The organism is Paenibacillus sp. FSL H7-0690 (assembly GCF_037980415.1).
GTDB lineage: Bacteria > Bacillota > Bacilli > Paenibacillales > Paenibacillaceae > Paenibacillus_AQ > Paenibacillus_AQ odorifer.
Map to the genome: position 1 here is coordinate 477403 of NZ_CP150281.1, position 24730 is coordinate 502132.

24 protein-coding genes and 1 riboswitch are annotated in these 24730 nt (G+C 46.0%); of the genes, 12 read left to right on the plus strand and 12 right to left on the minus strand.

Features of this window, described 5'->3' with window-relative positions; all coding sequences use genetic code 11:
- Positions 1-315: 315 nt before the first annotated feature.
- Together MHI32_RS02225 and MHI32_RS02230 are read left to right on the plus strand one after the other, a co-directional pair.
- Entirely contained in the window at positions 316-924 is a 609-nt protein-coding gene (locus MHI32_RS02225; RefSeq protein WP_076192703.1) for an RNA polymerase sigma factor, read from the plus strand.
- Entirely contained in the window at positions 885-1847 is a 963-nt protein-coding gene (locus MHI32_RS02230; protein ID WP_076192705.1) for a hypothetical protein, read from the plus strand. The genes MHI32_RS02225 and MHI32_RS02230 overlap by 40 nt, the downstream gene beginning before the upstream one ends.
- A 458-nt stretch (positions 1848-2305) precedes the next feature.
- On the opposite strand, the gene odhB is transcribed toward MHI32_RS02230, so the two are convergent.
- Together odhB and MHI32_RS02240 are read right to left on the minus strand one after the other, a co-directional pair.
- Complete coding sequence (odhB, locus tag MHI32_RS02235) at positions 2306-3580, minus strand: 2-oxoglutarate dehydrogenase complex dihydrolipoyllysine-residue succinyltransferase (RefSeq protein WP_340011826.1); 1275 nt, start codon at positions 3578-3580, stop codon at positions 2306-2308.
- A gap of 52 nt (positions 3581-3632) precedes the next feature.
- Entirely contained in the window at positions 3633-6500 is a 2868-nt protein-coding gene (locus MHI32_RS02240) for a 2-oxoglutarate dehydrogenase E1 component (protein WP_340011827.1), read from the minus strand.
- A 470-nt stretch (positions 6501-6970) separates the two neighbouring features.
- Positions 6971-7055: riboswitch (cyclic di-GMP riboswitch) on the plus strand.
- A 27-nt stretch (positions 7056-7082) separates the two neighbouring features.
- Here MHI32_RS02240 and MHI32_RS02245 point away from each other — a divergent pair.
- A complete protein-coding gene (locus MHI32_RS02245; protein ID WP_232061118.1) occupies positions 7083-7238 on the plus strand; it encodes an anti-repressor SinI family protein in 156 nt (51 codons plus the stop codon).
- 107 nt (positions 7239-7345) lie between these two features.
- Here the strand turns inward: MHI32_RS02245 and MHI32_RS02250 are convergent, their stop codons facing one another.
- From MHI32_RS02250 to MHI32_RS02285, 8 genes are all read right to left on the minus strand, one after another.
- Positions 7346-7675: a helix-turn-helix domain-containing protein gene (locus MHI32_RS02250; RefSeq protein WP_340012691.1), complete on the minus strand. Its 330-nt coding sequence runs from the start codon at positions 7673-7675 to the stop codon at positions 7346-7348.
- 169 nt (positions 7676-7844) lie between these two features.
- The gene (locus tag MHI32_RS02255) at positions 7845-8453 is read right to left on the minus strand and encodes a TasA family protein (RefSeq protein ID WP_036682781.1); all 609 of its coding nucleotides are present in this window, start codon (positions 8451-8453) and stop codon (positions 7845-7847) included.
- A 90-nt stretch (positions 8454-8543) separates the two neighbouring features.
- Positions 8544-9134: a signal peptidase I gene (locus MHI32_RS02260; RefSeq protein ID WP_076124645.1), complete on the minus strand. Its 591-nt coding sequence runs from the start codon at positions 9132-9134 to the stop codon at positions 8544-8546.
- Position 9135: 1 nt separating this feature from the next.
- On the minus strand, positions 9136-10311 hold the full coding sequence (locus MHI32_RS02265; protein ID WP_076219723.1) for a hypothetical protein: 1176 nt from the start codon (positions 10309-10311) through the stop codon (positions 9136-9138).
- 378 nt (positions 10312-10689) lie between these two features.
- Positions 10690-11667 carry an aldo/keto reductase gene (locus MHI32_RS02270; RefSeq protein ID WP_076124641.1) on the minus strand — a complete coding sequence of 326 codons (978 nt, stop codon included), beginning with the start codon at positions 11665-11667 and terminating at the stop codon, positions 10690-10692.
- A 52-nt stretch (positions 11668-11719) separates the two neighbouring features.
- Positions 11720-11935, minus strand: a complete 216-nt coding sequence (locus MHI32_RS02275; RefSeq protein WP_051491260.1) for a hypothetical protein — start codon at positions 11933-11935, stop codon at positions 11720-11722.
- A 90-nt stretch (positions 11936-12025) separates the two neighbouring features.
- The gene (locus MHI32_RS02280; RefSeq protein ID WP_036682773.1) at positions 12026-12592 is read right to left on the minus strand and encodes a PadR family transcriptional regulator; all 567 of its coding nucleotides are present in this window, start codon (positions 12590-12592) and stop codon (positions 12026-12028) included.
- Positions 12593-12597: 5 nt separating this feature from the next.
- On the minus strand, positions 12598-14118 hold the full coding sequence (locus tag MHI32_RS02285) for an MDR family MFS transporter (RefSeq protein WP_036682771.1): 1521 nt from the start codon (positions 14116-14118) through the stop codon (positions 12598-12600).
- 266 nt (positions 14119-14384) lie between these two features.
- Between MHI32_RS02285 and MHI32_RS02290 the strand changes: the two genes are divergently transcribed.
- From MHI32_RS02290 to MHI32_RS02330, 9 genes are all read left to right on the plus strand, one after another.
- The gene (locus MHI32_RS02290) at positions 14385-14732 is read left to right on the plus strand and encodes a metal-sensitive transcriptional regulator (RefSeq protein WP_076124636.1); all 348 of its coding nucleotides are present in this window, start codon (positions 14385-14387) and stop codon (positions 14730-14732) included.
- A 53-nt stretch (positions 14733-14785) separates the two neighbouring features.
- Complete coding sequence (locus MHI32_RS02295; protein ID WP_340011828.1) at positions 14786-14986, plus strand: copper ion binding protein; 201 nt, start codon at positions 14786-14788, stop codon at positions 14984-14986.
- A 113-nt stretch (positions 14987-15099) separates the two neighbouring features.
- Complete coding sequence (locus tag MHI32_RS02300; protein WP_340011829.1) at positions 15100-17562, plus strand: heavy metal translocating P-type ATPase; 2463 nt, start codon at positions 15100-15102, stop codon at positions 17560-17562.
- 31 nt (positions 17563-17593) lie between these two features.
- On the plus strand, positions 17594-18346 hold the full coding sequence (gene nfsA / locus MHI32_RS02305; RefSeq protein ID WP_076185647.1) for an oxygen-insensitive NADPH nitroreductase: 753 nt from the start codon (positions 17594-17596) through the stop codon (positions 18344-18346).
- A 195-nt stretch (positions 18347-18541) separates the two neighbouring features.
- A complete protein-coding gene (locus tag MHI32_RS02310) occupies positions 18542-19450 on the plus strand; it encodes an ABC transporter ATP-binding protein (protein WP_076124631.1) in 909 nt (302 codons plus the stop codon).
- Positions 19451-19452: 2 nt separating this feature from the next.
- Positions 19453-20187 carry an ABC transporter permease gene (locus MHI32_RS02315; RefSeq protein ID WP_036682760.1) on the plus strand — a complete coding sequence of 245 codons (735 nt, stop codon included), beginning with the start codon at positions 19453-19455 and terminating at the stop codon, positions 20185-20187.
- Between the two features lie 4 nt (positions 20188-20191).
- Positions 20192-21346, plus strand: a complete 1155-nt coding sequence (locus MHI32_RS02320) for a sensor histidine kinase (RefSeq protein WP_076124630.1) — start codon at positions 20192-20194, stop codon at positions 21344-21346.
- Positions 21343-21945 carry a response regulator transcription factor gene (locus MHI32_RS02325; protein ID WP_036682756.1) on the plus strand — a complete coding sequence of 201 codons (603 nt, stop codon included), beginning with the start codon at positions 21343-21345 and terminating at the stop codon, positions 21943-21945. Before MHI32_RS02320 ends, MHI32_RS02325 begins: the two co-directional genes overlap by 4 nt.
- Before the next feature lie 18 nt (positions 21946-21963).
- Complete coding sequence (locus MHI32_RS02330; protein WP_340011830.1) at positions 21964-22665, plus strand: histidine phosphatase family protein; 702 nt, start codon at positions 21964-21966, stop codon at positions 22663-22665.
- 521 nt (positions 22666-23186) lie between these two features.
- On the opposite strand, the gene infC is transcribed toward MHI32_RS02330, so the two are convergent.
- A complete protein-coding gene (infC, locus tag MHI32_RS02335) occupies positions 23187-23705 on the minus strand; it encodes a translation initiation factor IF-3 (RefSeq protein ID WP_280753311.1) in 519 nt (172 codons plus the stop codon).
- 61 nt (positions 23706-23766) lie between these two features.
- Positions 23767-24672 (minus strand): LysR family transcriptional regulator, encoded by a 906-nt coding sequence (locus MHI32_RS02340; RefSeq protein WP_076124625.1) that lies wholly within the window; start codon positions 24670-24672, stop codon positions 23767-23769.
- Positions 24673-24730: the final 58 nt, after the last annotated feature.

Here is a 24730-nt window from a genome sequence, read left to right on the forward strand (position 1 = left end):
ATTTACAATTTAGCAGACGTTGACGTTACACCTCAGTCTTAGAATAATAAGCCTTATTAAAAAACCTTCCATTAGAAGCAAACCTGGAGTTATCAGGTCTAATGGGAGGTTTTGTTATGCATCTGCTAAGCATAGACTCACCAGATTTTAACCGTGCATAATGGTATAAGTAAGAAATCCGGGGACACCAGCCGTCAGTGATTCAAACATTCTCCGAAGCCGTGACTGTCAGCTTTTATAAAATTTCCTTTAGTTTGGTTTACATAGGCACTTTTTTCGGTGGTCAAGTGTTATAGAGATATAAGGGTTAAGGAGGTGCTTACATCGCCACAGGATTCGCTAGACTCGACAGAGTTGGAAGAGCTAATCGTTAGGATTCAAAAGGGAGATTCCGAGCAGTATGCTTTAATTGTCAGGTCATTCCAAAAGCCGATCTATCGATATTGCTATCGTTTGTTAGAAAACAAGCAGGATGCGGAGGACGCGGTTCAGGATATTTTGGTAAAGGGTTATCAATCTATCCGGCAATACAAATCGCAAATGCATTTCTCGGCATGGCTCTATCGTATCGCATATCATCATTGCTTAAATCTGCTGCGCAGGCGTCGTCTGCATAAGCAAGTCATGCGTATTTTTCGTCCGGAAGTACTGTCTGCAAGTCCTGAACAGGAGCTGGATGCTCGGTTGTATAGTCCTTCATTGTCTGCGGCTTTAGCGGGATTGTCGCTTGAGGAGAGAAACATGCTTATTCTGCGGGTGTTTGAAGAACAAACTTATGCAGAGATAAGTGAGATTCTAGGGGTCAGTCCCAATGCGCTAACTAAAAGAATGAATCGGATCAAGCTAAAGGTTCAGGAAGCTATGAAGTCAGAGGAGGAGATCACATGGAAAGAAACAAAATCAGCAATGAATACCAAGATATAATTTATGCCTCGGTGGGCAATGAACTTTTGGATGAGGTAGATGTAGAAGATAAGGTCATGGGGCGTATTACTGGCATAACAGGTCGAAAGCGATCGTTCTCGCTGAGGGTGATGAATAAAACAACGGCAGTGGCCAGTATGTTAACGCTGTTTCTGCTGATTTCTGTGACTGCGTATGCTGCGTCTGAATATATCCAAATCCGCAATAGTGAAGGAGTAGTGAAGGTCCAACATGTTGCGCCGACTGAATCTGCAGAAAGGGCTTCTTATGATAAATATGCGCAGCAAGCAGAAGAGTTCGCTAAACCGGGTGAATTGATCGCTTATCTTGTGAAAAATAAAGCAGGTGCAGCAGGCTTGGCGACAGAATTGCAGTTTAAGTATAAAGAGCAGCGGATAGATGCGTATTCTGATTTTTTAAAAGAAATCAAAAGAACAGGGGCGCCAATGCTTCCCGAAACGGCAGCGGGGTACGCTTTTAAATATGGTGTAATCCATCCTAATTCTCCGACTACGGATACAGCTAAGCTAGGTACTTTGTATAAGGAAACATTAAATGATCTTACCGCTCAGGCAAATAAGGACAAGGGGACCCGCAATTTGTTTATGAAGGCTATACCGTGGTCCGAGCCAGGGGGGCTAAGTGTAACATATTCGAAGAACAATGCTTTTATAGGGATCTCAGCAACGCTCATGCATGGCGGCAAGGTTTTCGTGGAACAAACGCCTGAGAATCAAGCTAATAAGCTCACAGTTGCAGGGACAGAAGTTATCTATAACAAGGTAGTAAGGGAAGAGGTCAGCTATGATTATCTGAACTGGTATAACGAGAAGCAGGATGCGTATTATACACTCACCAGCTATGGAGATACGATTTTGACCCAGGAGCAATTTTTACAGCTGGCTGAGGAGCTATTGAAGTAGAGTTTTGAAGTTTGAAGTTTGAAGTTTGAAGTTAGTAGTTCGTAGTTCGTAGTTCGTAGTTCGTAGTTCGTAGTTCGTAGTTAGTAGTTAGTAGTTAGTAGTGCGTAGTGCGTAGTGCGTAGTATGTAGTGTGTAGTTTGAAGGTGCATGCGCTAAGTTAGTTGTATTATGTGCAATTAAAGTTCACCAATAGCTGTATATAGGCCCTTTAGTTGTACTTGATGCAGCTATTACTGGTTAGATTAGTGGAAATAGACGTTTTTACGGATTTTAGTTGTAGAGAATGCAATTAGAGAAGAGGCTATGAGCGGATCAGAAATAAATAAGTGTATAAAATACAGTTAAATCGTATGCAGGGAAGGCAGCAATTGGATCCAGATATAAAAGAAGGTATCCCCAAAGCGAGAGCGTAGGGATACCTTCTTAATATTCTTATATCTTCGAAAATTCGAAGAGCGTTAGCCTTCTAGCAGTAGTGCTTCCGGATCTTCCAGCAATTCCTTCACTTTGACCAGGAAGCTTACCGCTTCAGAGCCGTCAACGATCCGGTGATCATAGGAAAGGGCGATGTACATCATTGGACGGTTTACGGTTCTTTCTTCGTCCAGCGCGATCGGACGCAATTGGATCTTATGCATCCCTAGAATACCCACCTGTGGTGTATTCAGAATCGGTGTCGATAACAAGGAGCCGAATACGCCACCGTTGGTGATGGTGAATGTTCCGCCTTGCAGCTCGGAGAGGCTGAGCGTATTGGCACGTGCTTTGGAAGCGAGCTCGCCAATCTGGCGCTCGATTTCCGGGAAGCTGAGCCGATCCGCATCACGGACTACGGGAACTACAAGTCCTTCTTTCGCTGCAACAGCAATACCGATGTCGTAGAATTTCTTAACGACCAGATCTTCACCGTCGATTTCGGCGTTCAGCAGTGGATAGGTTTTAAGCGCACCGATCACGGCTTTGGTGAAGAAGGACATGAAGCCTAGTCCAACTTCATGTTTTTCTTTAAATGCATCCTTGCGGCGCTTGCGGATGTCGAGGATCGCTGTCATGTCCACCTCGTTGAAGGTGGTAAGCATGGCCGCGGTCTGCTGCGCTTCGACCAAGCGGCTGGCAATCGTGAGCCGTCTGCGCGACATGCGCTTGCGCTCCACGTTTTTGCCCTCGTCCGGCGTGGCTTTGCCCGCTGCCGGCTTCGCTGGTTCCGGCTTGCCTTGCGGCGCCGGAGCTACCGGTGCAGCGGCCTGCGGCGCTGCTGCACCATGACCGGACACATCGGCCTGACCAATCCGGCCGATAGGATCACGGGCGCTAACCTCGCCGAGGTCGATGCCGCGCTCCCGTGCCAGCTTGCGTGCGCCCGGCGATGCCAAGGCAGCGTGGCTGTCGCCACCTGCTGCAGGCACTTCGGGCGCAGCGGCTTCTACTGCGTTGCCGCCTGCCGGAGCCGCTTTAGGCGCTTCGGCTTCGCTTTCAGCGGCCCGCGGCGTACTGCCGCTTGCGGCTCCAATGATGCCGATGGCTTCGCCAACGGCTACGTTCTCGCCCGCTTGACGCAGGATGGTGGAGATGACACCCTCCACCTCTGCACTAATTTCCAGATTGACTTTATCCGTTTCCAGCTCAGCAAGCACGTCGCCTTGACCTACCGTGTCGCCTTCTTTAACCAGCCATTTGTAGATGGTTCCTTCGGATATGGATTCTCCCAGATCGGGTACTAAGATTTCTGACACAGGCCGTTTCCTCCCCAAACATAATGGTTTACGCTATTGTGATACCGTCCTCTTAAGAGGACGGTACAGCCGCTTGTACGTTCGAATTTGATTTTAGGGCTTCTGTTACAATTCTACGTTGTTCGAAGCTATGCACATCTGCATAACCACTGGCCGGGCTGGAACGTTCCGGACGGCCGATATATCTTACGCCGGCATTTTTCGGTGCGATGGCGCGTAACCGAGGCTCACTATAGCTCCAGCCGCCCATATTTTTCGGCTCTTCTTGCACCCAGACAATTTCCTGAAGGGAGCTGAAGGAGTTTAAATGTTCGCTTAGCTCCTGTTCCGGGAACGGATAAAGCTGCTCTAGGCGAAGAACATGCAGCCATGACCAATCCTTATCCGGTGCTGCTTCCAGTTCTGTTTGGATGTCGATAGCGACTTTACCGCTGCAGACTACGAGCCGTTTAACTTCATTTGGTTTCTGGCCAAGCAAAGATTCCGCTAATACAGGCTTGAATTGTCCTGAAGCCAGCTCGGTTCCGGCAGAAGTGCTGCGCGTATTCCGAATGAGACTTTTCGGCGTCATAATGACTAGCGGTCTAGCATCTTCCTGCCCGCATAACGCTGCTTGGCGCCGCAGCAGATGGAAATATTGCGAAGCGGTAGTCAGGTTAGCGACCGTCCAGTTCTCCTCAGCGGATAGCTGCAAGAACCGTTCCAGCCTACCGCTGGAGTGCTCAGGTCCCTGTCCTTCGTAGCCATGCGGCAGCATGATGACGAGATTGCTGCGCTGTGTCCATTTTGCGCGTCCAGCGGCAATGAACTGGTCAAAAATAACCTGACCCGCATTGGCGAAATCACCATACTGTGCTTCCCAGATTACGAAGGTTTCCGGTGCAAACACATTATAACCATATTCAAAGCCTAATACTGATGCCTCTGACAGTGGACTGTTATATACGCCAAAGGAGGCACGGGAATCGCTTAGCTGATGCAGCGGAGAGAATAAATCTCCTGTTTTACTGTCGTGCAGCACCAGATGGCGATGTGCGAAGGTTCCGCGCTGGGCATCTTGACCGCTCAGTCGGATGGGCGTTCCATTTTTCAGAATGGTAGCGAAGGCTAATGTTTCAGCCAGTGCCCAGTCGACCTTTTCACCCTCATTCAGTGCATCTTTACGACGTTGTAAAATGCGCTCCAGCTTCGGATAAACCTGGAATCCAGCAGGAACCGTCAACAGTTCACGATTGATCTCCTGCAGGCTGGAGATGGATACCGCTGTAGTGTTTGCCGCTGCGCGGTCCGTTTGTAGAGGAATGAAGGCTTTGGGTTCTTTTTTCTTATGATTGCCTTCCTTCATATTATCGTACGCACGCTGCAATACGCTTTCTGCTTCAGCATTCATCTTTTGTACGTCTTCGGCGGTAAGAACCTTTTCGTTTTTCAGTCTCTCTGCATAAACCTTGTAGACGGTTGGATGATTGCGAACCTTACCGTAGACAATAGGTTGTGTGGTTTCAGGATCATCCATTTCGTTGTGACCATGACGGCGGTAGCCGATGAGATCAATTACGAAATCTTTTTTGAATTGATGGCGGTATGCGCTAGCTAAACGTACAGCTGCTACGCAGGCCTCTGGGTCATCAGCGTTGACATGGACTATTGGGATTTCATACCCTTTGGCGATGTCACTCGCATAATGCGTAGAACGGGAATCTTCACTTTCAGTCGTAAAACCAATTCGGTTATTAACAATGATATGGATCGTCCCACCATTTTGATAACCTTGAAGTTTGCCGATATTAAGCGTTTCTGCAACAATTCCTTCACCTGGAAAAGCAGCATCGCCATGCATCAGCACCGCCATAGCTTTACTGGTATCAATCTTCGGCAGTCCTGCAGTGCTCCGATCTTCTTGTGCGGCACGAGTGAAACCTTCCACGACCGGATTGACGAATTCCAAGTGACTTGGGTTATTCGCTAGTGTTATTCTTGTGCGTACGGTTTCTCCTTCACGGACAGCACGGTCTGCACCGAGATGGTATTTCACATCACCTGTCCAACCATAGTTAATGCCTGTGGAGCCTTCGGAAGGGAAAAGCTCCTTGTTCGGAGAATGATGAAACTCTGAAAATATGATATCATAAGGTTTGCCCAAAATATGTGCAAGAACGTTGAGGCGGCCGCGATGCGCCATGCCCATCAAAATATGCTCCGCACCGTCATGTGCAGCAGCACGTACGATTTCATCTAACATCGGCACAAGAGCATCATTGCCTTCAAGACTGAAACGCTTCTGACCTACAAAAGTCTTGTGGAGGAAGGTTTCAAATTGCTCTACCTGAATCAGGCGGTTCAGGAGCTCTTTGCGTTCTGTATTATTTAGGGGTGCTGGTGAGCTGGTGGATTCTGCCTGTCTATTTAGCCATTGCAGTTCTTTTTCTTCATGCACATGCCCGAATTCATAGGCGATAGTCTTGGTGTATGCCTGACGCATACGTTGCACGGCATCCCATCCGGTATGCACATCATTCGGCGCATTTTCCCATATAAGCGTGGCAGGCAGTGCGATCAGGTCTTCGCGGGTCAGCCCATAGGTTTCAAGCTCAAGATATTTTGCCATGGGATTCTGATCGCGTACCAGCGGATCAATTTCAGCGGCCATATGGCCATATATACGAATATTGGCGATTAGCTTGGAAGCTCTTACTGCTTTTCTAAGCCATTCGGTGTCTCCCGAGATGCGCGGCTGAGGAGCCGGTTCGCTATCCGGAGTTAGGGGAGGAGGTCCCGAATTTGTAAAAAGCTCGCGATAATTATTTTCTACGGTGGAGGGATCTTTCACAAACTGTTCATATCTTTCTTGAATGTAGCCTAAATTGGGTCCGTAATACTTACTCCAAATGGATTCGTTATAGGGCTCTTTGGCTGCCATGAATACATCCTCCTTAACGGATGAACTCCATACGTGACATTTTGTGTCAACGCTTACTGGAGCTGTGATGATTGCGGTTTCATTTCTCATCTTATTGTGCTACTTTCGGCCACTGTAATCAATTCATTCTTTCGTCCAATACGTTCGCAAAATGGTATGGGTTAGCTTGTTCTAATGAAAAGAAGGGTGTTTCTTCTCATTACCCATTCTAAAGGCCTATTAAAATGATTCTATTATCCTTATTTTTAACTATTAGGTCAGTAAATATTTATTTTGCTAGTACAATTTATTTTATGTAACGGACGAGTATCGTGATAATCGGACAAGATCTTTGAAAAAAAATCTTTTATTTTTCGTTTTTAAAATAGAAAGTAACCAGGAATCGACACACTTTTCCGCTTTCTTTTTGTATAATGTTATTGCAGATAGTAATTTTATAGTTTTTTAAGTAGATCCTTTCGTGAAAAGGGTCCAGTAAAAGGTAAACTTGCCGAAAGGCAGGGGCACAAAGTCGCGGGTCTAAGGTAGAGATACTATGACAGCCGGATTGCCTGGGGACGTAAAATCTTAGGGGGAGATTTTTTGGAAAAGTCCAACCAGGGTAGCAACAGAGAACAGCAGTTTATTGATCTGGATCAAGAGTGGGTACATTTATTATTAGCAGCTAAGAAGGCTGGCATTAAGGCAGATGAAATCCGCCAGTTCTTTCATGAGAAAACTGTGCAGATCGTGCAGTAATACATTAGAGGGGTTACATATCGAAAAAGGGCACAGCGGTTCTTCGCTGTGTCCTTTTTCGATATGATTTAGTAGAAGAGAGGATCATACCAGATTAGTAGGAAGTATTAATCCTTTTGATCGAGCTTCCATTTCTGATAGTCCAGAAATTCTTTGAATTCGCGTTTGCTAATGCCTGAGTCCATAGCTTCCTGCACCAATCGGAACCATTCCGAATCTAAATGTGATTCCTCTGCATCATTGGGTACTCCATAGAGTAGGGCATGAATGGATACCTGAAGCGCGTCAGCGATTTTTTCGATAAACTGGATGGATGGATTGGATTGGATGTTTCTCTCCACGTTGCTAAGATACGACTTAGCCACATCTGCTCTGTCCGCAAGCTCAGATAGGGAGAAACCCTTGTCTAGGCGGAGCTGCTGGATACGTTGGCCCATATTCTGTGGCACTATGCTGACGCCCCTCCGTAATTTTTGTTATTAGTATAGCAAATATCAATAAATCGGACAAAGTTTATTGTAAAGAGAAGAGCAGCAATCTGCTTATCCGTGGCCGGATTCAGGATCTGCTGCTCTTCGAGTATTTTATTAAATTACTTTATTGATCTTAGTAGTCTTTTTTCGCACCTTGTTTAGCTACGAAATCCCAAGTCAGTGTTAAGCTATCGCCTTGGAAAATATTTTGATCTTGGTTATTTTCCACAAATTCGAATTGGACGGAGAAGCTGTCGTTGGTACCGGCTTTAATACCGGATGCTTCGGTAAAGAGTTGATCCCAACCTGTATTTTTTACGAGATCCGGATGCTGACTTTTTAAAGCAGCAAGTGTAGTCTCATAAACTACATTTTCAGGAGAGACGATAGGTACTCCTTTATCATTATTTCTAAGGAATTTAACTTTAATGAACTCGGCTAAATCCAGGTAGTTATCTCCTTTAGCATCCGTGATTTGAGTCGATGTATTCAGAATAATAGATCCGATATCGAGCGAACCATCGTTTTTCAATTTGAAGGATTTAGTTACAGTATCACCTGGTTTCAGGTTAGGAATATTAACGATGACAGAAGGGTCGGAGTTCAGATCGAGCGTGCCCGCTGCGAATGTAGCTGTGCTTTGCGCAGTGTCGCTAAAGTATGCGAAGGTTCCTCCGCCGATTAATGATAAACCCAGTGCTGCAGATGCTACGCCAAGACCCAATGTTTTCTTGATACCCATAATAAAATTCCTCCTCAAATTTGTGTTTGAATTTTTTATAAAATTTATATATTGTATCTTCCGGTTCGTAAGCGGAAGTGGACAATCAACTTAGGGCTGTGTTTCTGTTGGGGGCGGTGAGGCTGGCAGTAGGGCAGCATTTTTCTTTTCTAATGCAGCTACAGCCTTCCAAGAGGTATACAGAGCATAGAGCAGAAGCATCAAGCCAGGCACGATCATGAGGACTACACTTCCAGCTTTGGAAACCGCGAAATTCATAGCGTAACCGACATAGGGTACAGTGACCCCGGTATACTGAGCTACAACATTCACAGAACTGGTAGGGTTCATGTCGGGCGCGTCGTTGTTATCGCCTTTAGTGCGATAAACAGCTTCACCAGTAGCGTTATTGACGGTCGCTTCTACAATCCGGTGAGTAATGAGCAGATTATCTTCATTCCTAAAGGTGATGACATCGCCTGGTTTGAAACGATTCATATCCCCTCCGGGTTTTAATGCGACAATTGAGCCTGTCTGAATTCCTGGTTCCATCGATCCTGAGAGTACGGTTTTGATCTCATATCCGAAGAAAGCAGGTTCACCGCCGGAGGCCTTGGATAACACTACGGCTGCCACCAGCAGAATAAAGATCACAAGCATTAAGCTCGATAGGGTATTATTGATAATTTTTTTAATTCGCATCTTATTCTCCACCTTTCTCAGGTTGAGGGTCCGAAGGAGCTTGGGTTGCTACCGGCGGGGTAGTCGTACTGTCTTCCGCCTTTGGCGTCTCTTGTGGAGCCTCTTGCTGAGGGACATCTTTTGGAATTGTGAGCTCTTCGTCAATTTCCGGCTTTACCGGATCAGTGGCTGGGGCTTCAGGTTGTTCTTTATTTGGGGCTTCCGGAGCAGTTTCGCCTGATGTTGGAGGGGTTGCCTCAGCTTTCGCTTTATCCTCGGCTTCTTGTTGCTTTTTCTCCTCAGCCAAACGTTCTTCTTCTTTTTTCGCTTCTTCTTCTTTCTTTGCTTGCTCTTCTTCTAGCCGAGCTTTTTCAAGCTCTTCTAGTTTTTGCTCGCGAGTCTGACTGATCAATTGGAGTTTATCTTGAAGGGTAGTGATACCTGAGGTTGCCGATTCTTTATGGTTAGTCAATTCGGTATTTAGAGCTTCATAAGATGAGGTGAGGTCGCTAGAGATCACGCCGTCTGGTTGAGTGAAGGTAATCAGGAATGGCAGTGGCTGTGGGAACTCTCCTTCGCGTAATTCAAGTTGTCCATAAACATCACTGGTAACTACCGAAGCGAATGGAAGACCAACATCGTGTATGGAGGTTAGGTAACTAATAACTCCATTTAAGGAAGCATTCAAGGATTCCGAGATCACACCGCTTTGATTCAGGCTGCTTTGTAAATCTCTGAAAAATTGCTCGTCCTTGATTTCTAGACAGTTGGAATCTAGAGAAGTCATATATCCTCCTATCTGGAAGAGTAAGGCTGCTGCTGCACTTAGCTCATTGTGGATTTGATTCCAAATTTGGCTGTTAGCCGCCAGTTGCTCGTTAACGCTATCTATTTGGGATTGAAGCGCCGCTATTTGCGAAGAAATCTCTTCTGCAGCGACATCAAGCTCTTCCAGCGACATCCCTTCTATTCCCGAAACGTCCGAGTAGTTAGCTGATGAGGAAAAGGGCTGTAGTGATTCTTTTAAAGTGAGCGCTCGATTAACATGCTCTTTGAACTCTGTAAGCAGTGCCTTGATCGAATTCGGAAATACTTCGCAAAAGCTAATCGTGCTAGTGGTTTGCGTAGCGGCTCCAAAGCCTCCATAGGTACCACCAACTTGCTGCGAGGTATATAGAAATAAGACGGAGACAGCCATTCCTGATTGCAGTATACGTAATCCGATTTTCCTGTTTCTTCTAGGTCTTCTCCTTGCTGATCTGGGTCTCAGAGGAATACCTCCCCTCAATGTCTGTTTCTTTGGTTCGTTATTATCGTTCTTTATTAAGAACAACTTCTGTAATGAATCATACATGGAATAAATCAAAAAGAAAACTGCCAATAACGCGCATTTGTACTCTATAAAGAACGAAAATGATAATTTATCTCTAAATAACTCCATATATCGCTCGATTACTAAATATATTCGCAATAAAGAACGATAGTTAGAGTGATTCGCAAAAAAATACCCGGCTCGCAGTAGTAACGCGAGCCGGGCATAAGCGGAGTAATGAAGTTGAGAATATAAATGTATATGTTACGGAAGTTTTGAACCGCGTGAACTAACATACAGGTCATACCATTCCTTACGGCTAAGCTCCAGCTTGTCCGCATCGGCACAGGCAGTAATACGCTTCGGATTCACAGTTCCAATAACAGGCTGAATGGCAGCTGGATGTGTCATTAGCCAAGCCAGTACAATGGCTTCGGGTGTTGTTCCTTTTTCATCTGCAAGCTGTTGGACCATAGCTGCTGTTTGGACGATATTCTCCGGTTGATCCTCTAATGAACGCCCGCTAAATAGACCTTGGGCGAGTGGCCCCCAGGCTTGAAGCTGAATGTTCTCCATTCGACAATGTTCAAGGGTTCCCTCAGGAAAGATAATATCCTTCCAGGGTTCACGATTTACACTGATTCCAGCATCCACCCAGCTGATCTTAGCCAAGCTCATATGCAGCTGGTTTACGATAAAAGGTTCATCGCAATAAGTCTGCAGCAGCTTGATCTGAGCGGCGCTCATATTGGAAACCCCGAAATGACGAACCTTACCAGCGGCCTTCAGTTGATGTAATGCGGAGGCTACTTCTTCGGGATCCATTAAGGGATCAGGTCTATGCAGTAGAAGAATATCAATGTATTCGGTCCCAAGTCGTGACAATATTCCATCTACACTGTTCAGAATATGTTGGCCAGAGAAATCAAACGTATTAGTGCTGTCTCCAGGCTCCATTAGCTTAATTCCACATTTAGATTGAATTATGATTTCTTCACGTAGTCTTGGACGATCCTTAAAAATCTGACCGAATACCTTCTCCGCCTTCCCACGAGTATAGATATCTGCATGATCAAACATGTTGATGCCGATGGAAAGGGCGGCATCAACCGCTTCATGTCCCTGTTTAACATTCTCCGCAGTAATTGGCTCATGGTCCCAGTCACCGCCTAGCCCCATGCAGCCTAAAGCAATGCGGCTTGCGGGAATCCCGCGCTTGTTTAAAGGTAACGCTTTCAACAATGTGATTCCTCCTTGGAAATTATGATTGCGTACTTGTAGATATTGTACACTCTCAGAAGCCCGTATGGTATTTTTTGTCGCTGGAAGAGCGGTGTTTGGTCTCTTCTTTATTCTTTTCTTCTTGCTTTTCCAGCGTCAAATCTTCCATCGGAATCGGGTCTACATTCTGCTCACTTTCATGAAGATCGAATAGACTTTCTTTTTCTGTTGGATATTGTTCCGGGTGATCCCGTTTGTCACTATTCAGCTGATGTTTTTCTTGGGTCATTTTTACCGCCTCGCCTTTCTTTGAGATTTAATGGCTATTGTGCTCGTTAATAAACGTATTTTGACTCCCTTAAACAGAAAAAAGAGGCCATTAGGCCTCTAAATTCAACGGTGTCCCTATGTCTTTTAGCTTGCGCGCTACAACATCATCGTATAGGCGCTGCAGCCATTTCAGCTCAGTCAGGGTGTGCTCATATGTACCGTACATTAGATGCAGGGCAGAACGAGGCACGATGGAGATATGCTCCTCGTATACCTGATAAGCCAGATTAACCTGATGTTCTGTTTCCCGGAGGCGTTCCTCGAGCAGCTTCTCAACCTTGCTCTGATCGATATGACGGGACATAGCCAGGGCCATATACATCGGATGATAGAAGGGTTCGTTTTTCTTAATCTGTTGCAGGATAAGCTGTTCGAATAAAGCTTTACCTTGCTCCGTTATGGCATAGATTGTTTTGTCCGGCCGATCACTGCTGCGGATGACCTCTAAAGCTTCTATATAACCATCTTGTGCAAGCTTATCCACAGCATAATAGAGTGATCCCATCTGCAGCTTGGTGATCCGGTCCATGGAACGTTCCTTCATCACTAATGTGATTTCATAGGGATGCATGTTCCGCTCCAGCAGTAAACCTAAAATGGCTAATTTCATGGACATAATGGTTACCTTTTGCCCTCTGACGCCTGAACAGCTTTAGCAGGAATGGTAAGACGGTCTTTTGGCATGAGCAGTACAAAGACTAGACCGAGCACTGCAGGAATCAAAGCCCACATAAAGGTTTGTGCAATAGAGGTGGATAACGCACTTGATATTTTTTCTAATATTTCAGCAGGGATCTTTGCTCTTGCTTCAGGTGTTAACGCAGCGCGTGGATCTCCGAAAGCTGCTGACTGTTCACTACCGCCAAAAGCATCGCTTAGACTGTTAGTAAAGCTATTCCGCTGAATAATCCCGAAGATCGTAATTCCCAGCGTCATTCCAAGGGAGCGCATGAAGGTACTGGTTGATGTTGCCGACCCCCGTTGGCGCATATCGAAATTATGGATAGCTGCCATGCTCAGCACGGAGAAGGAAAAGCCTACGCCGAACCCAGTCAGAGCCATAAATACATTAAGCATGAGGCGGGAGGTATCTGGTGATAAAGTGCTTAGGCTGTAGACCCCTGCGACAAAGCAGACTGCGGATAGGATCATAATGTTGCGGAAGCTGGTTTTTGTTGTAAGCAGCCCCCCGGTCTGACTGCCAACGACCGTACCGATCATCATCGGCATAAGGATCAGCCCTGAGTTCGTAGCTGAGCCGCCAAATACACCCTGCACAAAGATAGGAATGTAAATAGTAGCTACGATAAAAGCAGAGCCATAAAATAGGCTGGTCACGCTGCTTGTTGCAAACAACCGTTTGCGGAACATAGCGAACGAGATCACAGGTTCAGCAGCTACTCTCTCAATAAGGATAAACGCCAGCAAGAGAACAGCAAAACCTACGAATAAGCCAAGGATGGCACTGGAATCCCAAGCATATTGATTACCACCAAGTTCCAGAGCGAACATTAGGCAGATAATCGCACCAACCAGAGTGAAGGCTCCGCCCCAGTCAATGCGCTGTTTAGCGTGGGAGATCGACTCCTTATAAGAAGTTGCAATCAGGAACAGTGCAATAATTCCTAGCGGCAGGTTAATGTAGAATACCCACTGCCAACCAACATAGTCGGTAATATAGGCACCGAGTAAAGGTCCAAGTACACTGGAGATTCCGAAGACGGCTCCAAAGAGACCGGTCAATTTTCCTCTTTTTTCAGGCGGGTAAATGTCGAAAACGATGGTGAAGGCGATTGGCATTAGTGCACCGCCGCCGATCCCTTGAATGGCACGGTAAATACTGAGCTGTGTGATACTGGTGGCAGTACCGCACAAAGCCGAGCCAATCAGGAATACAATCAATCCGAAAATGAAGAAACGTTTACGTCCATACATATCAGAGAGCTTGCCGAAGATAGGGGTTCCGGCCATTACCATTACCATGTAAGCGGAGGTTACCCATACGATTTTATCCAGACCACCAAGATCTGAGACTATCGTTCCCATAGCTGAAGCTACAATGGTATTGTCCATTGCGGACATAAGAATACCAAGCAGCAGGCCAACCACTACGAGTTTAAGATTACTTTCTTTAGTATGCATGCTTCGCAGCTCCTTTTTCTTAATAGTGATAGTGATAGTTCTGTTCGAAAAATGTTCATAATTAGAAGCAAAATTTATTATATTCAAATTTGAATAGGGAGGCAATAGTTTTTTTAAAAAAATAGAGATGTATAGCCAACCGTAGAAGAATACGGCGGTAATATAGGGACAAACTACCCGTGGAGATCATCTGTGGATGAATTAGGAATGCCTCTTGACATACCCTACGGGGGTATATTATATTATAACCAAGGAGGCTGATTCTTATGTCTACTGCCAAGAAAGAGCAAGCTGCAGAATCCTGCGACATAAATTGTCATTCTTCATCATCAGGAGAACGAAAAAGTCATCATTCGGCAGAATTCAAGAATAACTTGAATACGCGCCTCAACCGGATTGAAGGCCAGATCCGCGGGGTAAAGGGTATGATTGAGCGGGATACCTATTGTGATGATGTACTCAACCAGCTCGCAGCGGTACAGGCGGCGTTAAATGGTGTCGGTAAGATGCTGTTAGAAGGACATATGAAAAGTTGCATTGTTGAGCGAATCGAAGCTGGCGAACATGAGGTTATCGACGAGCTCCTAATTACGGTTAACAAATTAATGAAATAATAAGCTAATGCTTCTAGAGCATAGCTTCACAACATTTATTGGAGGTTATATTAATGTCAAACGCTACATTAAACGTTGAAGGAATGTCTTGTGGTCACTGTGTTAACTCCGTAGAGAAAGCCGTAGGCAATCTTGGAGCCACAGCTAACGTTGATCTTGCTGCTAAGAAAGTTTCTGTCGAGTATGATGAGAACAAAGTAAGCCTTGGTGCGATTAAAGAAGCAATTGTAGATCAAGGGTATGACGTAGTTTAATTTGAAGCACAGTAATAAGGCTTGGAGTGATATGGGGAAGCTACCCAAAGCTCCAATGCCTTTTCTTTTAGAAATTATCATACCCTACAGGGGTATGTGGAGGCGTGGAAATCATGGATAAAACCAAAACAACAGCTTCACCAACCGAACAGCAGGCAACTGTACAGATTACAGGCATGACCTGTTCCGCTTGTGCAACCCGAATTGAGAAGGGTTTGTCCCGGATGGACGGCGTATCTCGTGCGAATGTGAATCTAGCCTTGGAACAGGCTACAGTTGGATTTGATCCGACAGTATCAGGGTTGCCACAAATTGAGGATAAAATCCGTTCTCTTGGTTATGACACTATTAAAGAATCTGCGGATTTTGATATATCGGGGATGACCTGTGCTGCGTGTTCCTCACGGATTGAAAAAGTGTTGAGCCGTACACCGGGTATAGCAGCAGTTAATGTGAATTTAGCGCTGGAAACAGCACATGTAGAATATACACCCGGTAATATCAGTCCAAGGGAGATCATGGAGAAGGTAAGCAGTATCGGCTATAAAGCTTCTCTTAAAGAAGACCGCAAGGATCATGTGGATCGTCGTGGAAAAGAAATTCAGCATAAAAAGTGGAGATGGATCATTTCTGCAATTCTTTCGTTCCCATTGTTATGGGCGATGGCTGGTCATTTCTCCTTCACCGGCTGGATTCCAACACCGGATATATTTATGAATCCTTGGTTCCAGCTTGTACTGGCTACCCCTGTGCAATTTATCATCGGTTGGCAGTTCTACGTCGGTGCTTATAAAGCCCTTCGTAACCGGAGTGCCAATATGGATGTGTTGGTCGTATTAGGGACGTCGGCAGCTTATTTCTACAGTCTTTATCTGACCATTGATTCCTTAAGCATGAAGGGAATGAATCATACTGTAGAAATGTATTATGAGACGAGTGCTGTACTCATTACACTTATCCTTGTCGGTAAATGGTTTGAGGCGCTGGCGAAAGGCCGTTCCTCTGACGCAATCAAAAGCTTAATGGGTCTTCAGGCAAAAACCGCCCTCGTAATTCGGGATGGGCAAGAAATGAATATCCCGACAGATGAAGTTATTCCTGGTGATATTGTATTGGTGAAGCCCGGAACAAAGGTACCTGTGGATGGTGAAGTTGTCGAGGGGTCTTCTTCTGTGGATGAGTCGATGTTGACCGGAGAAAGTATTCCTGTGGAGAAAAAACCAGGGGATACCGTGATCGGTGCCACTATGAATAAGAACGGTATCTTGAGAATCAAAGCCAATAAAGTGGGTCGCGACACTGCGCTGGCTCAAATTATCCGAGTAGTGGAGGAAGCTCAAGGCTCCAAAGCTCCGATTCAGCGGATTGCCGATGTAATCTCAGGGATTTTTGTGCCGATTGTTGTGGGTATTGCCGTAATAACTTTTCTGATCTGGTATTTCTGGGCAGCCCCTGGCCAGTTCGCTGATGCCCTCGAAAAAGCCATTGCAGTGCTCGTAATCGCTTGTCCATGTGCGCTAGGTCTGGCAACGCCAACCTCCATTATGGCAGGATCGGGCCGGGCAGCAGAGCTTGGAATCCTCTTCAAGGGCGGGGAGCATTTAGAGGGAGCGCAAGGGATTCAGACCGTTGTGCTAGATAAAACAGGTACAGTGACGAATGGTAAACCCGTGCTTACCGATGTTGTGACTACTACTGGAATTGCAGCTTATGGAAAAGAAAACGCGGAAAACCGTTTGTTAGCTTTAACTGCAGCTGCTGAAAAGCTATCTGAGCATCCACTTGCGGAAGCTATTGTTGCTGGCGCTGCTGATAGAGGTTTGGCTTTGCCTACTGCTGAGCAGTTTGATAATGTGCCCGGACGTGGAATTATGGCCGTTGTCTCCGATCAGCAGGTTATGGTAGGCACGCGGCGGATGATGGAAGATCATCAGCTTGATATCACAGAATGGACTCCAATTATGAAGAAGCTGGAGGAGTCGGGAAAGACAGCTATGCTAGTAGCGGTAGAGAGTGAAATCGCTGGGATTGTGGCCGTTGCTGATACGATTAAACCGACCTCAAAAGCGGCTGTAGCCGCGCTCCATGATATGGGTATTGAAGTCGTAATGATCACTGGTGACAATAAAATTACAGCTGAGGCTATTGCGAAGCAGGCAGGGATCGAGAAAGTGTTAGCAGAGGTTCTGCCAGAGGGCAAAGCTGAAGAGGTTCGCAAGCTCCAACAGAATGGGACTAAGGTTGCCATGGTTGGGGATGGGATCAACGATGCTCCGGCACTGGCTACTGCCGATACGGGTATGGCGATTGGGACAGGAACGGATATAGCTATGGAAGCAGCTGATATTACGCTGATGCGCGGGGATCTGAAGAGTATTCCTGATGCCATCATGATGAGCCGCAAAACGATGAGAAATATTAAACAAAATTTGTTCTGGGCGCTTGCTTACAATACAATAGGAATACCGATTGCTGCACTTGGGTTTCTAGCCCCATGGCTGGCAGGAGCTGCGATGGCATTTAGCTCCGTGTCTGTTGTTTTGAATGCACTTCGGCTACAGCGGGTAAAGCTGTAATATCACCATCACTATTTAGGGAGTGGCCACAGTGCAAGTGAATAACGATACAATTTCTCTGTTAATGAAACATGCATCTGTCCGCAAGTTTCAGGATAAGCCAGTAAGTGAAGATCAGCTTAGCGCTATTATTGGAGCAGCTCAGATGGCTTCAACCTCAAGCAATGTTCAGGCTTATAGTGTTATTGCAGTTACTGACCCGGCACTAAAGACGGAGCTTGCGGGACTAGCGGGCAATCAGGCTTATATAGAACAATGCCCAGTGTTTTTGGTCTGGTGCGCTGATCTGTATCGGCTGCGCGAGGTGACCAAACCTCATTTGCAGGGAGAGACTTCTTATGAAGATTCTGCTGAGAACCTGATTGTTGCTACCGTTGATGTTGCGCTTGCTGCACAGAATGCTGCAGTGGCTGCGGAGTCACTAGGACTTGGAATTGTATATATCGGTGGAATCCGTAACCGGATCGCGGAGGTATCGGAATTGCTGGGACTGCCTGAATTGGTCTATCCGCTATTTGGGATGTGTGTAGGTTATCCTGACGGAGCTTCGGGCCTGCGTCCGCGGCTTCCACTAGAGGCTGTTCTGCATCGTAATCGCTACAATGCGGAAACCACTGTGGAGCAGGTCAAAACTTACGATAAAGTCTCCTCAGACTATATGCGTGAGCGGACCCACGGCGCCAAAGACACCCCTTGGTCGGCCATTATGGCGGAGCGATTGTCACAGCCAGCACGGCTGCATATGAAGGAGTTTCTGCTGGAAAAAGGATTCCTCCGGAGGTAACTAAACTTTCTTCACCTAAAGAGGCTGCCTTATTAGTAGTTTATTCTACTGATAGGGCAGCCTCTTTTTTTTATTCGAAGCCAGGAAGGTGACAGTTGTCATCTTAAAGAAATGACAGTCCATACTAATGTCATGTCTTCTTTTTCCATATGATTGAAATAGATCAAACGCATTCGGAAGCGGAGGGATTACGTTATGGATAATATTATAGAAATGCACGGGGTCAGCAAAATATATAAGGATAAAAAGGCCGTAGATAATATCAGCTTTAACATTGCTAAAGGTTCGATTACAGCTATTCTGGGACCGAACGGAGCGGGGAAAACAACGGCATTAGGCATGCTGCTGGGGCTAATAGAGCCTACCGAGGGTACAGTGGAGTTGTTCGGTCATCATCCGAAGGATAAAGCAGTACGTGAAAAGACTGGAGCGATGCTGCAGGAGGTAAGTGTAATGGATCGGCTAAAGGTGCGGGAGATCATTGATCTGATCCGCAGCTATTATCCAAAGCCTATGGATATGGAGTTTCTAATTAAGGCTACTGGACTTGCGCCAGCCGATTTGAATAGATACGCCGAGAAGCTCTCGGGCGGTCAAAAGCGTAGTTTGGGCTTTGCGCTAGCCCTCGCGGGTAATCCGGAGCTGATCTTTTTCGATGAACCTACAGTCGGACTTGATATTACTTCCCGGCGGCGGTTCTGGGAAACGGTTCGTGGACTTGCGGAGCAAGGAAAAACGATTGTGTTCACGACCCATTATTTGCAGGAAGCAGAAGATATCGCGGATCGTATTCTATTATTCAGTAAAGGACACTTAGTTGCGGACGGAAGTCCAGATGAGATTAAATCGCGGATTGTGAAGCGTTCCGTGTCCTTCCTGCCTGTGGGTGATCGCTCGCAATTGCGCAGAAACCTGCTAGACCTAGCTGCTATAGAGGATTGTTATGAAAAAGATGGCCGCATTCACGTGACCACAGAGGATACAGATGAGGCGCTTAAAGCGATTTTTGTGGCTGGACTTCCTGTGAAAGATGTTCGAATTGATCAGGGACGTTTGGATGAGGCTTTTGAACAATTGACCATGAACCAAGAGGAGGCTGTCTAACCATGAGACTAATTACTGTACAGTGTAAAGCGGAAATGCTGCGGATCATCCGTAATCCCTATTATGTGTTCTGGTCTTTGCTCATGCCCATCATGTTCTATTTCATCTTCACCCGGGTGGTCAATACAGGTAGCGATGACCTAACGTGGCGTGCTCATTATTTAATGTCTATGGCGACCTTCAGTGTAATGGGCTCAGCCATTATGACGCTTGGCATCCGGTTGGTGCAAGAACGAACACAAGGCTGGACCACCTTTATTCGGATTACACCGCTGCCGGGATCGATCTATTTTTTCGGAAAAATGTTCGGACAGACGATGATGCATCTGTTTTCGGTCATTTGTATTTTTATCGCAGGCTATTTAATCAATGGCGTCTCTTTATCCGCAGGTCAATGGGTGCTTAGCGGGCTGTGGATCCTGATCGGTTCTCTACCATTTTTAGCGATTGGTACGCTTGTAGGTGCTATGAAACGGGTGGATACAGCCAGTGGAGTCAGCAACGTGATTTATATGGCTCTTGCTGTAGCAGGAGGCATGTGGATGCCGATTGAGATACTGCCACGATTAATGCAGCGGATTGGTCATTGGTTGCCTTCCTATAACTATGGGAATGGAGCCTGGGAGATCGTTCGTGGATCAGCTCCGACGTGGAGTAATGTCTTGATTTTACTCGGATATTTGGTAGTTTTTATGTTACTATCGGTCTATATTCGAAAAAAACAGGAAGCGGTGTGAATGAATGGCTGAGCGTGCGAAGTTCCGGTTATTTCCACAAAAACAGGGTTTTTTCCCTTTTGTATGGGCTGTTTATCTGGTTTTGCCCATCCTGAATTTGCGCGGGGAGACTGGAATGAAGCTCATCCTGGGCGGGATTATGATAGCGGTGTTTGCCATCAGCTATCGCCAGCTGTATTGGGTGCGGGGTGGAGTGTTTAATGTTTGGTTATTTATTCAAATGTTAATCATCGTGGTGCTTAGTTTGTTCTATACCCCCTATAATCTGTACATGGGCTTTTTCACCGCAAATTTTATCGCATATTATACGGAGAATAAAGGGTTCAAAATTGCATTTGCTTCTTTTGTGATCATGATCCTTTCGGTGCTGGTCTTAGTGGGTCGTGAGATGGAGTGGGGTAGCGTGATGTTTTTAGCTCCGTTTATTATTATTATGTTGATTAGTCCGTTCGGAGTGAGGTCCATGAATCGGAATCAGAAGCTGGAGAAAGAGCTGGATCAAGCCAATGAGGTGATTAAAGAGCTGGTGAAGCGTGAGGAACGAATGCGAATCGCCCGTGACCTGCATGATACCCTTGGTCATACCTTGTCCTTGATTACGTTAAAGAGCCAACTCGTAGAGAAGCTGGTGACGAAAAATACGGAGCGAGCCCAAGAGGAGGCGCGGGAAATTCAGCGCACTTCACGGGCTGCGCTCCGTCAAGTACGTGAGCTAGTGTCGGAAATGCGTGCGGTCTCAGTAGCAGAGGAACTGGCTGAAGCTGGAGAGATGCTGCGGACGGCAGAGATCGCCTTAGAAGTGGAAGGGGATATCTCTCTGGAGGGGGTATCCGATCTGACGCAAAATATCCTCAGCCTCTGTATCAAAGAAGCAGTGACTAATATCGTAAAGCATAGTAGAGCGGACAAATGCTTCATAGGAGTGGCAAAGCTGGCTGGAGAAGTGCGAATTACCGTTAAGGATAACGGCATTGGTCTACAGCATGGGGAGAGAGGGAATGGTGGGCTTAGCGATGGAAATGGCATGAAGGGAATGGCAGAGCGTCTATCCCTGATTGATGGCTCCCTGTCGCTAAGCTCAGCTGAGGGTCAGGGAGCTACGCTGATCGTTACCATCCCGCTAATCGTAAAAGATGCACAAGGGGGTGAGACTGCATGATAAGCATTGTTATAGCGGAGGACCAACGTCTGCTTCGGGGAGCGATGGCTTCTTTGCTGGATCTTGAAGACGATATCGAAGTAGTCGGAGAAGCTTGTGATGGGGCGGAGGCGTTAGCTTTAATCGACAAGCTTCAGCCAGATGTCTGTCTCATGGACATTGAAATGCCGTTCAAGAGCGGGCTGGAGGTTGCAGAAATATTGCGGAGTAAGGGTTGTCCGACCCGAATTATTATTTTGACCACCTTTGCCCGTCCAGGGTATTTTGAGCGTGGAGTAAAGGCTGGTATTCAAGGGTATTTGTTGAAGGACGAGCCTGTAGATAAGCTAGCTGAATCTATTCGTCGTGTCATGGCTGGACATCGAGAGGTATCTCCTGAGTTAGTCTTCGGCAGTCTGCGGGAGGAGAATCCATTAACAGCACGGGAGCGCGAGATTTTAAAACTGGCTGGAGAAGGGCAAACCGCGAGCGAGATAGCCTTTTCGCTGCATCTGTCTTATGGCACTGTCCGCAATTACATCTCTGAAATACTCAATAAGCTGGAAGTGAAAAGCCGGATTGAGGCGGTACGGCTGGCGGAAGAAAAAGGCTGGATTTGAGGGGAGGAGGGCATTGTTATGCAAATATTTCTGATTCGTCATGGTGATCCGGACTATTCCATAGATGATCTAACGGAATTCGGGCATCAGGAAGCAGCGGCATTGGGAAAACGCATGGGATCTATCGGACTGGATGAATTATATGCTTCACCATTGGGTAGAGCACAGACAACAGCAAGTTATGTGGCCAAAGAGACGGGACTTGTAATTCAGACAGAACCTTGGACTTGTGAATTGGATTGGACAGGGGTTATGTTGGATGGACAAATGGCGCCTATATGGGATAGTCCCGGAGAACATATTAGTGAACTATCGAGTGGAAAAAGAGAATGGTCTGATCAAACAGATCATTGGTTAAAACAAGAGGAATACAAATTGCGGTTTAGCGAACTACAAGCGGCTTCAGATCAATTCTTGCTTCGCCACCACTATAAAAGAGAAGATGGCCTATATCGTATCCTCGAGCCTTCTACCAAGAAGATTGGAGTTGTGTGTCATGGTGGCTTTGGCCTTGCATGGCTAGCCCATTTATTGCAGATTCCTTTAGCCTTGGCTTGGTCCGTATTTTGGCTTGCTCCAAGCTCGGTAACGACGATCTTGTTTGAAGAGCGCAGCGAGCACTATGCAGTTCCCAGATGTATTGGATTGGGAGATGTCTCCCACCTCTATGCTGGGGGTATGAACTATCGCCCAAGGGGATTAATGGGTAATCATGTTTAAGGTGACTGATTAAGAGCGAGCAAGAACATTGTCTATGAAGTGAAAAGCCATCCTGTAGAGGATGGCCTTTTTTAATAATACAAGAAAGTATAAGTTTGGCACGATACATTATCCTTCTATTTCTCGCATAAACGCTTACCGTCCTTTAGGGGCACCGAAGGCGCTTTTGCTTGCATATAAGAATCATGCCCCTTGCCCAGTTCCTGATTTCCACTTGCTATTGTGCTAACGGACTTAGATGCAGCTATTTGTACATTTTAAGCCTTTTGGAGGAAGTTGCGGACTCGAGAGATCTTATTTTCCATAAATGGAGGGAATATCGTGCTATTTTAGTGATATAAAGTCTCTGAAGTCCGTTAGCATCCCAGAACAGCGAAATAGTTACGAATAAGGGCTGTGGTGTCCAAACGCAATTCTGAATTCTGCTCGCAATTAAGCTACATTTGCTGATAGCAGCAGCTTTTTCATGAAATGGTCTACTAATTTTGGTTTTGAGCCTAAATTATCTGAAATTCCACTCTTCACCGTGGATTTAATTTCACCTGTGAACCTTTGCCGCCTGTCTGGATGCCGGTATCTTTGACTCCGACTTCCTTGAGGTCAGCTACGAGGCGTTCTAGTACCGTCTTTGCGGCAGCAGCTTCCTTCGCACCGGATGCTTTGACAACTAATTGCACCGGCTTGCCGGAGCGTAGATGCTTCTCGGCCTGACGGAGCTTCGTATCGTAGTCATGCTCTTCAATATGAGCAGTGAAGCGGAGCTCTTTGGCCTTCTCCTTGCTGCCGCCCTTTGCAGCTGAGCCACCACTGGCCTTGCGTGCTGAGGCTGCTTCTTTCTGTGCGGCCGCTTTTGCTTTGCCCTTTGCAGTTAGGCTGCAGGGCGGTGGGCTGCTCATTAGCGAGGTGCATACCAGATCAGCTCCTGCTGATCTGGCCATGGCCAGCGCCTCTTCCCGTGAGACGATACCCAGCTTCTCACCCCTAAGTCCTGTAAGAACTACTTCGGATGCTCTGATTTGTTCATTGATTAATACTGCCACTTCTATGAATCCTCCCCTGATAACGATGATAAAGCTATCATATATGGAACTAGCTTGAGGTTCAAATGTGGAGCGTAGGATTAGCATTACTAATCCTCTCAATTTCTTCTTTTATGATTTGTAGGATTAGTTCTTTAGATGATGTTGCTAGATATTCTCGGTTGCGCCGCTGCAATATACCCACTTGAATGAACGGCTCGCTTAGTTCAACATCTATTTTTACGATATCTGTCATTAAAGCTGTCGAATCAAGCACTACCCCCACCCCAGGGTTCTTTCTTACAAAATGAGGAATAGCAGAAATTTGGCTTATGGTGGATAAAGTGGGCTTTGATTCGAATCTCGAAAATTGCTTAGCTAACCGAAGGTAATATAAGCAAGTGCGTCCTCCAGCTATAATTGGATATTCAAGAATTTCTCGAAATGAAATATCGTCTCGTCCGTTTAAAGGATGATTTTCATCTACTATAAAAGCGATTTTCTCGTGATAAAGCGGTTCGAAATAAAAGAAAGACAGGTCGGACGGCTCACCGCAGATGGCGAAATCCAGTTCTCTTTGTAGAACAAGTTGTGAGAGGGAATCAGTGTTACCCTGAATGAAGTTACATGCCATCTTTGGTTTTTGCTCCTGAAACTTTCGCAAGGCGTTCGGTAGGACGGATTCCATCATGGATTCAATGCTTCCGATATGAAGTGTACCAATTTCGTCATGCTGTAAAGCTTTGGTGAGTTCTGTTACATAGTTCCAATGTTGAATAAGGTTATCGATTTCCCCTGCAAAAACTTGCCCGGCACTTGTCAGTTCTACTTCCCAGCCTCTGTGAAAGAGTTGTATGCCCAGTTCTTTTTCAAGTCGTTGAATTTGGTTGGTAATAGTAGACTGTGCATAATTCAACTTCTCTGCAGCGCGTGAGAAAGTGCCTTCTTGAAGAATGGTCTTAAAAGCCATCAGTTCTTTTAGATCCATCGATTGTCACCTCTATCGGTATAATTGATTAAGATTATTATCTTATTCAATTATATAA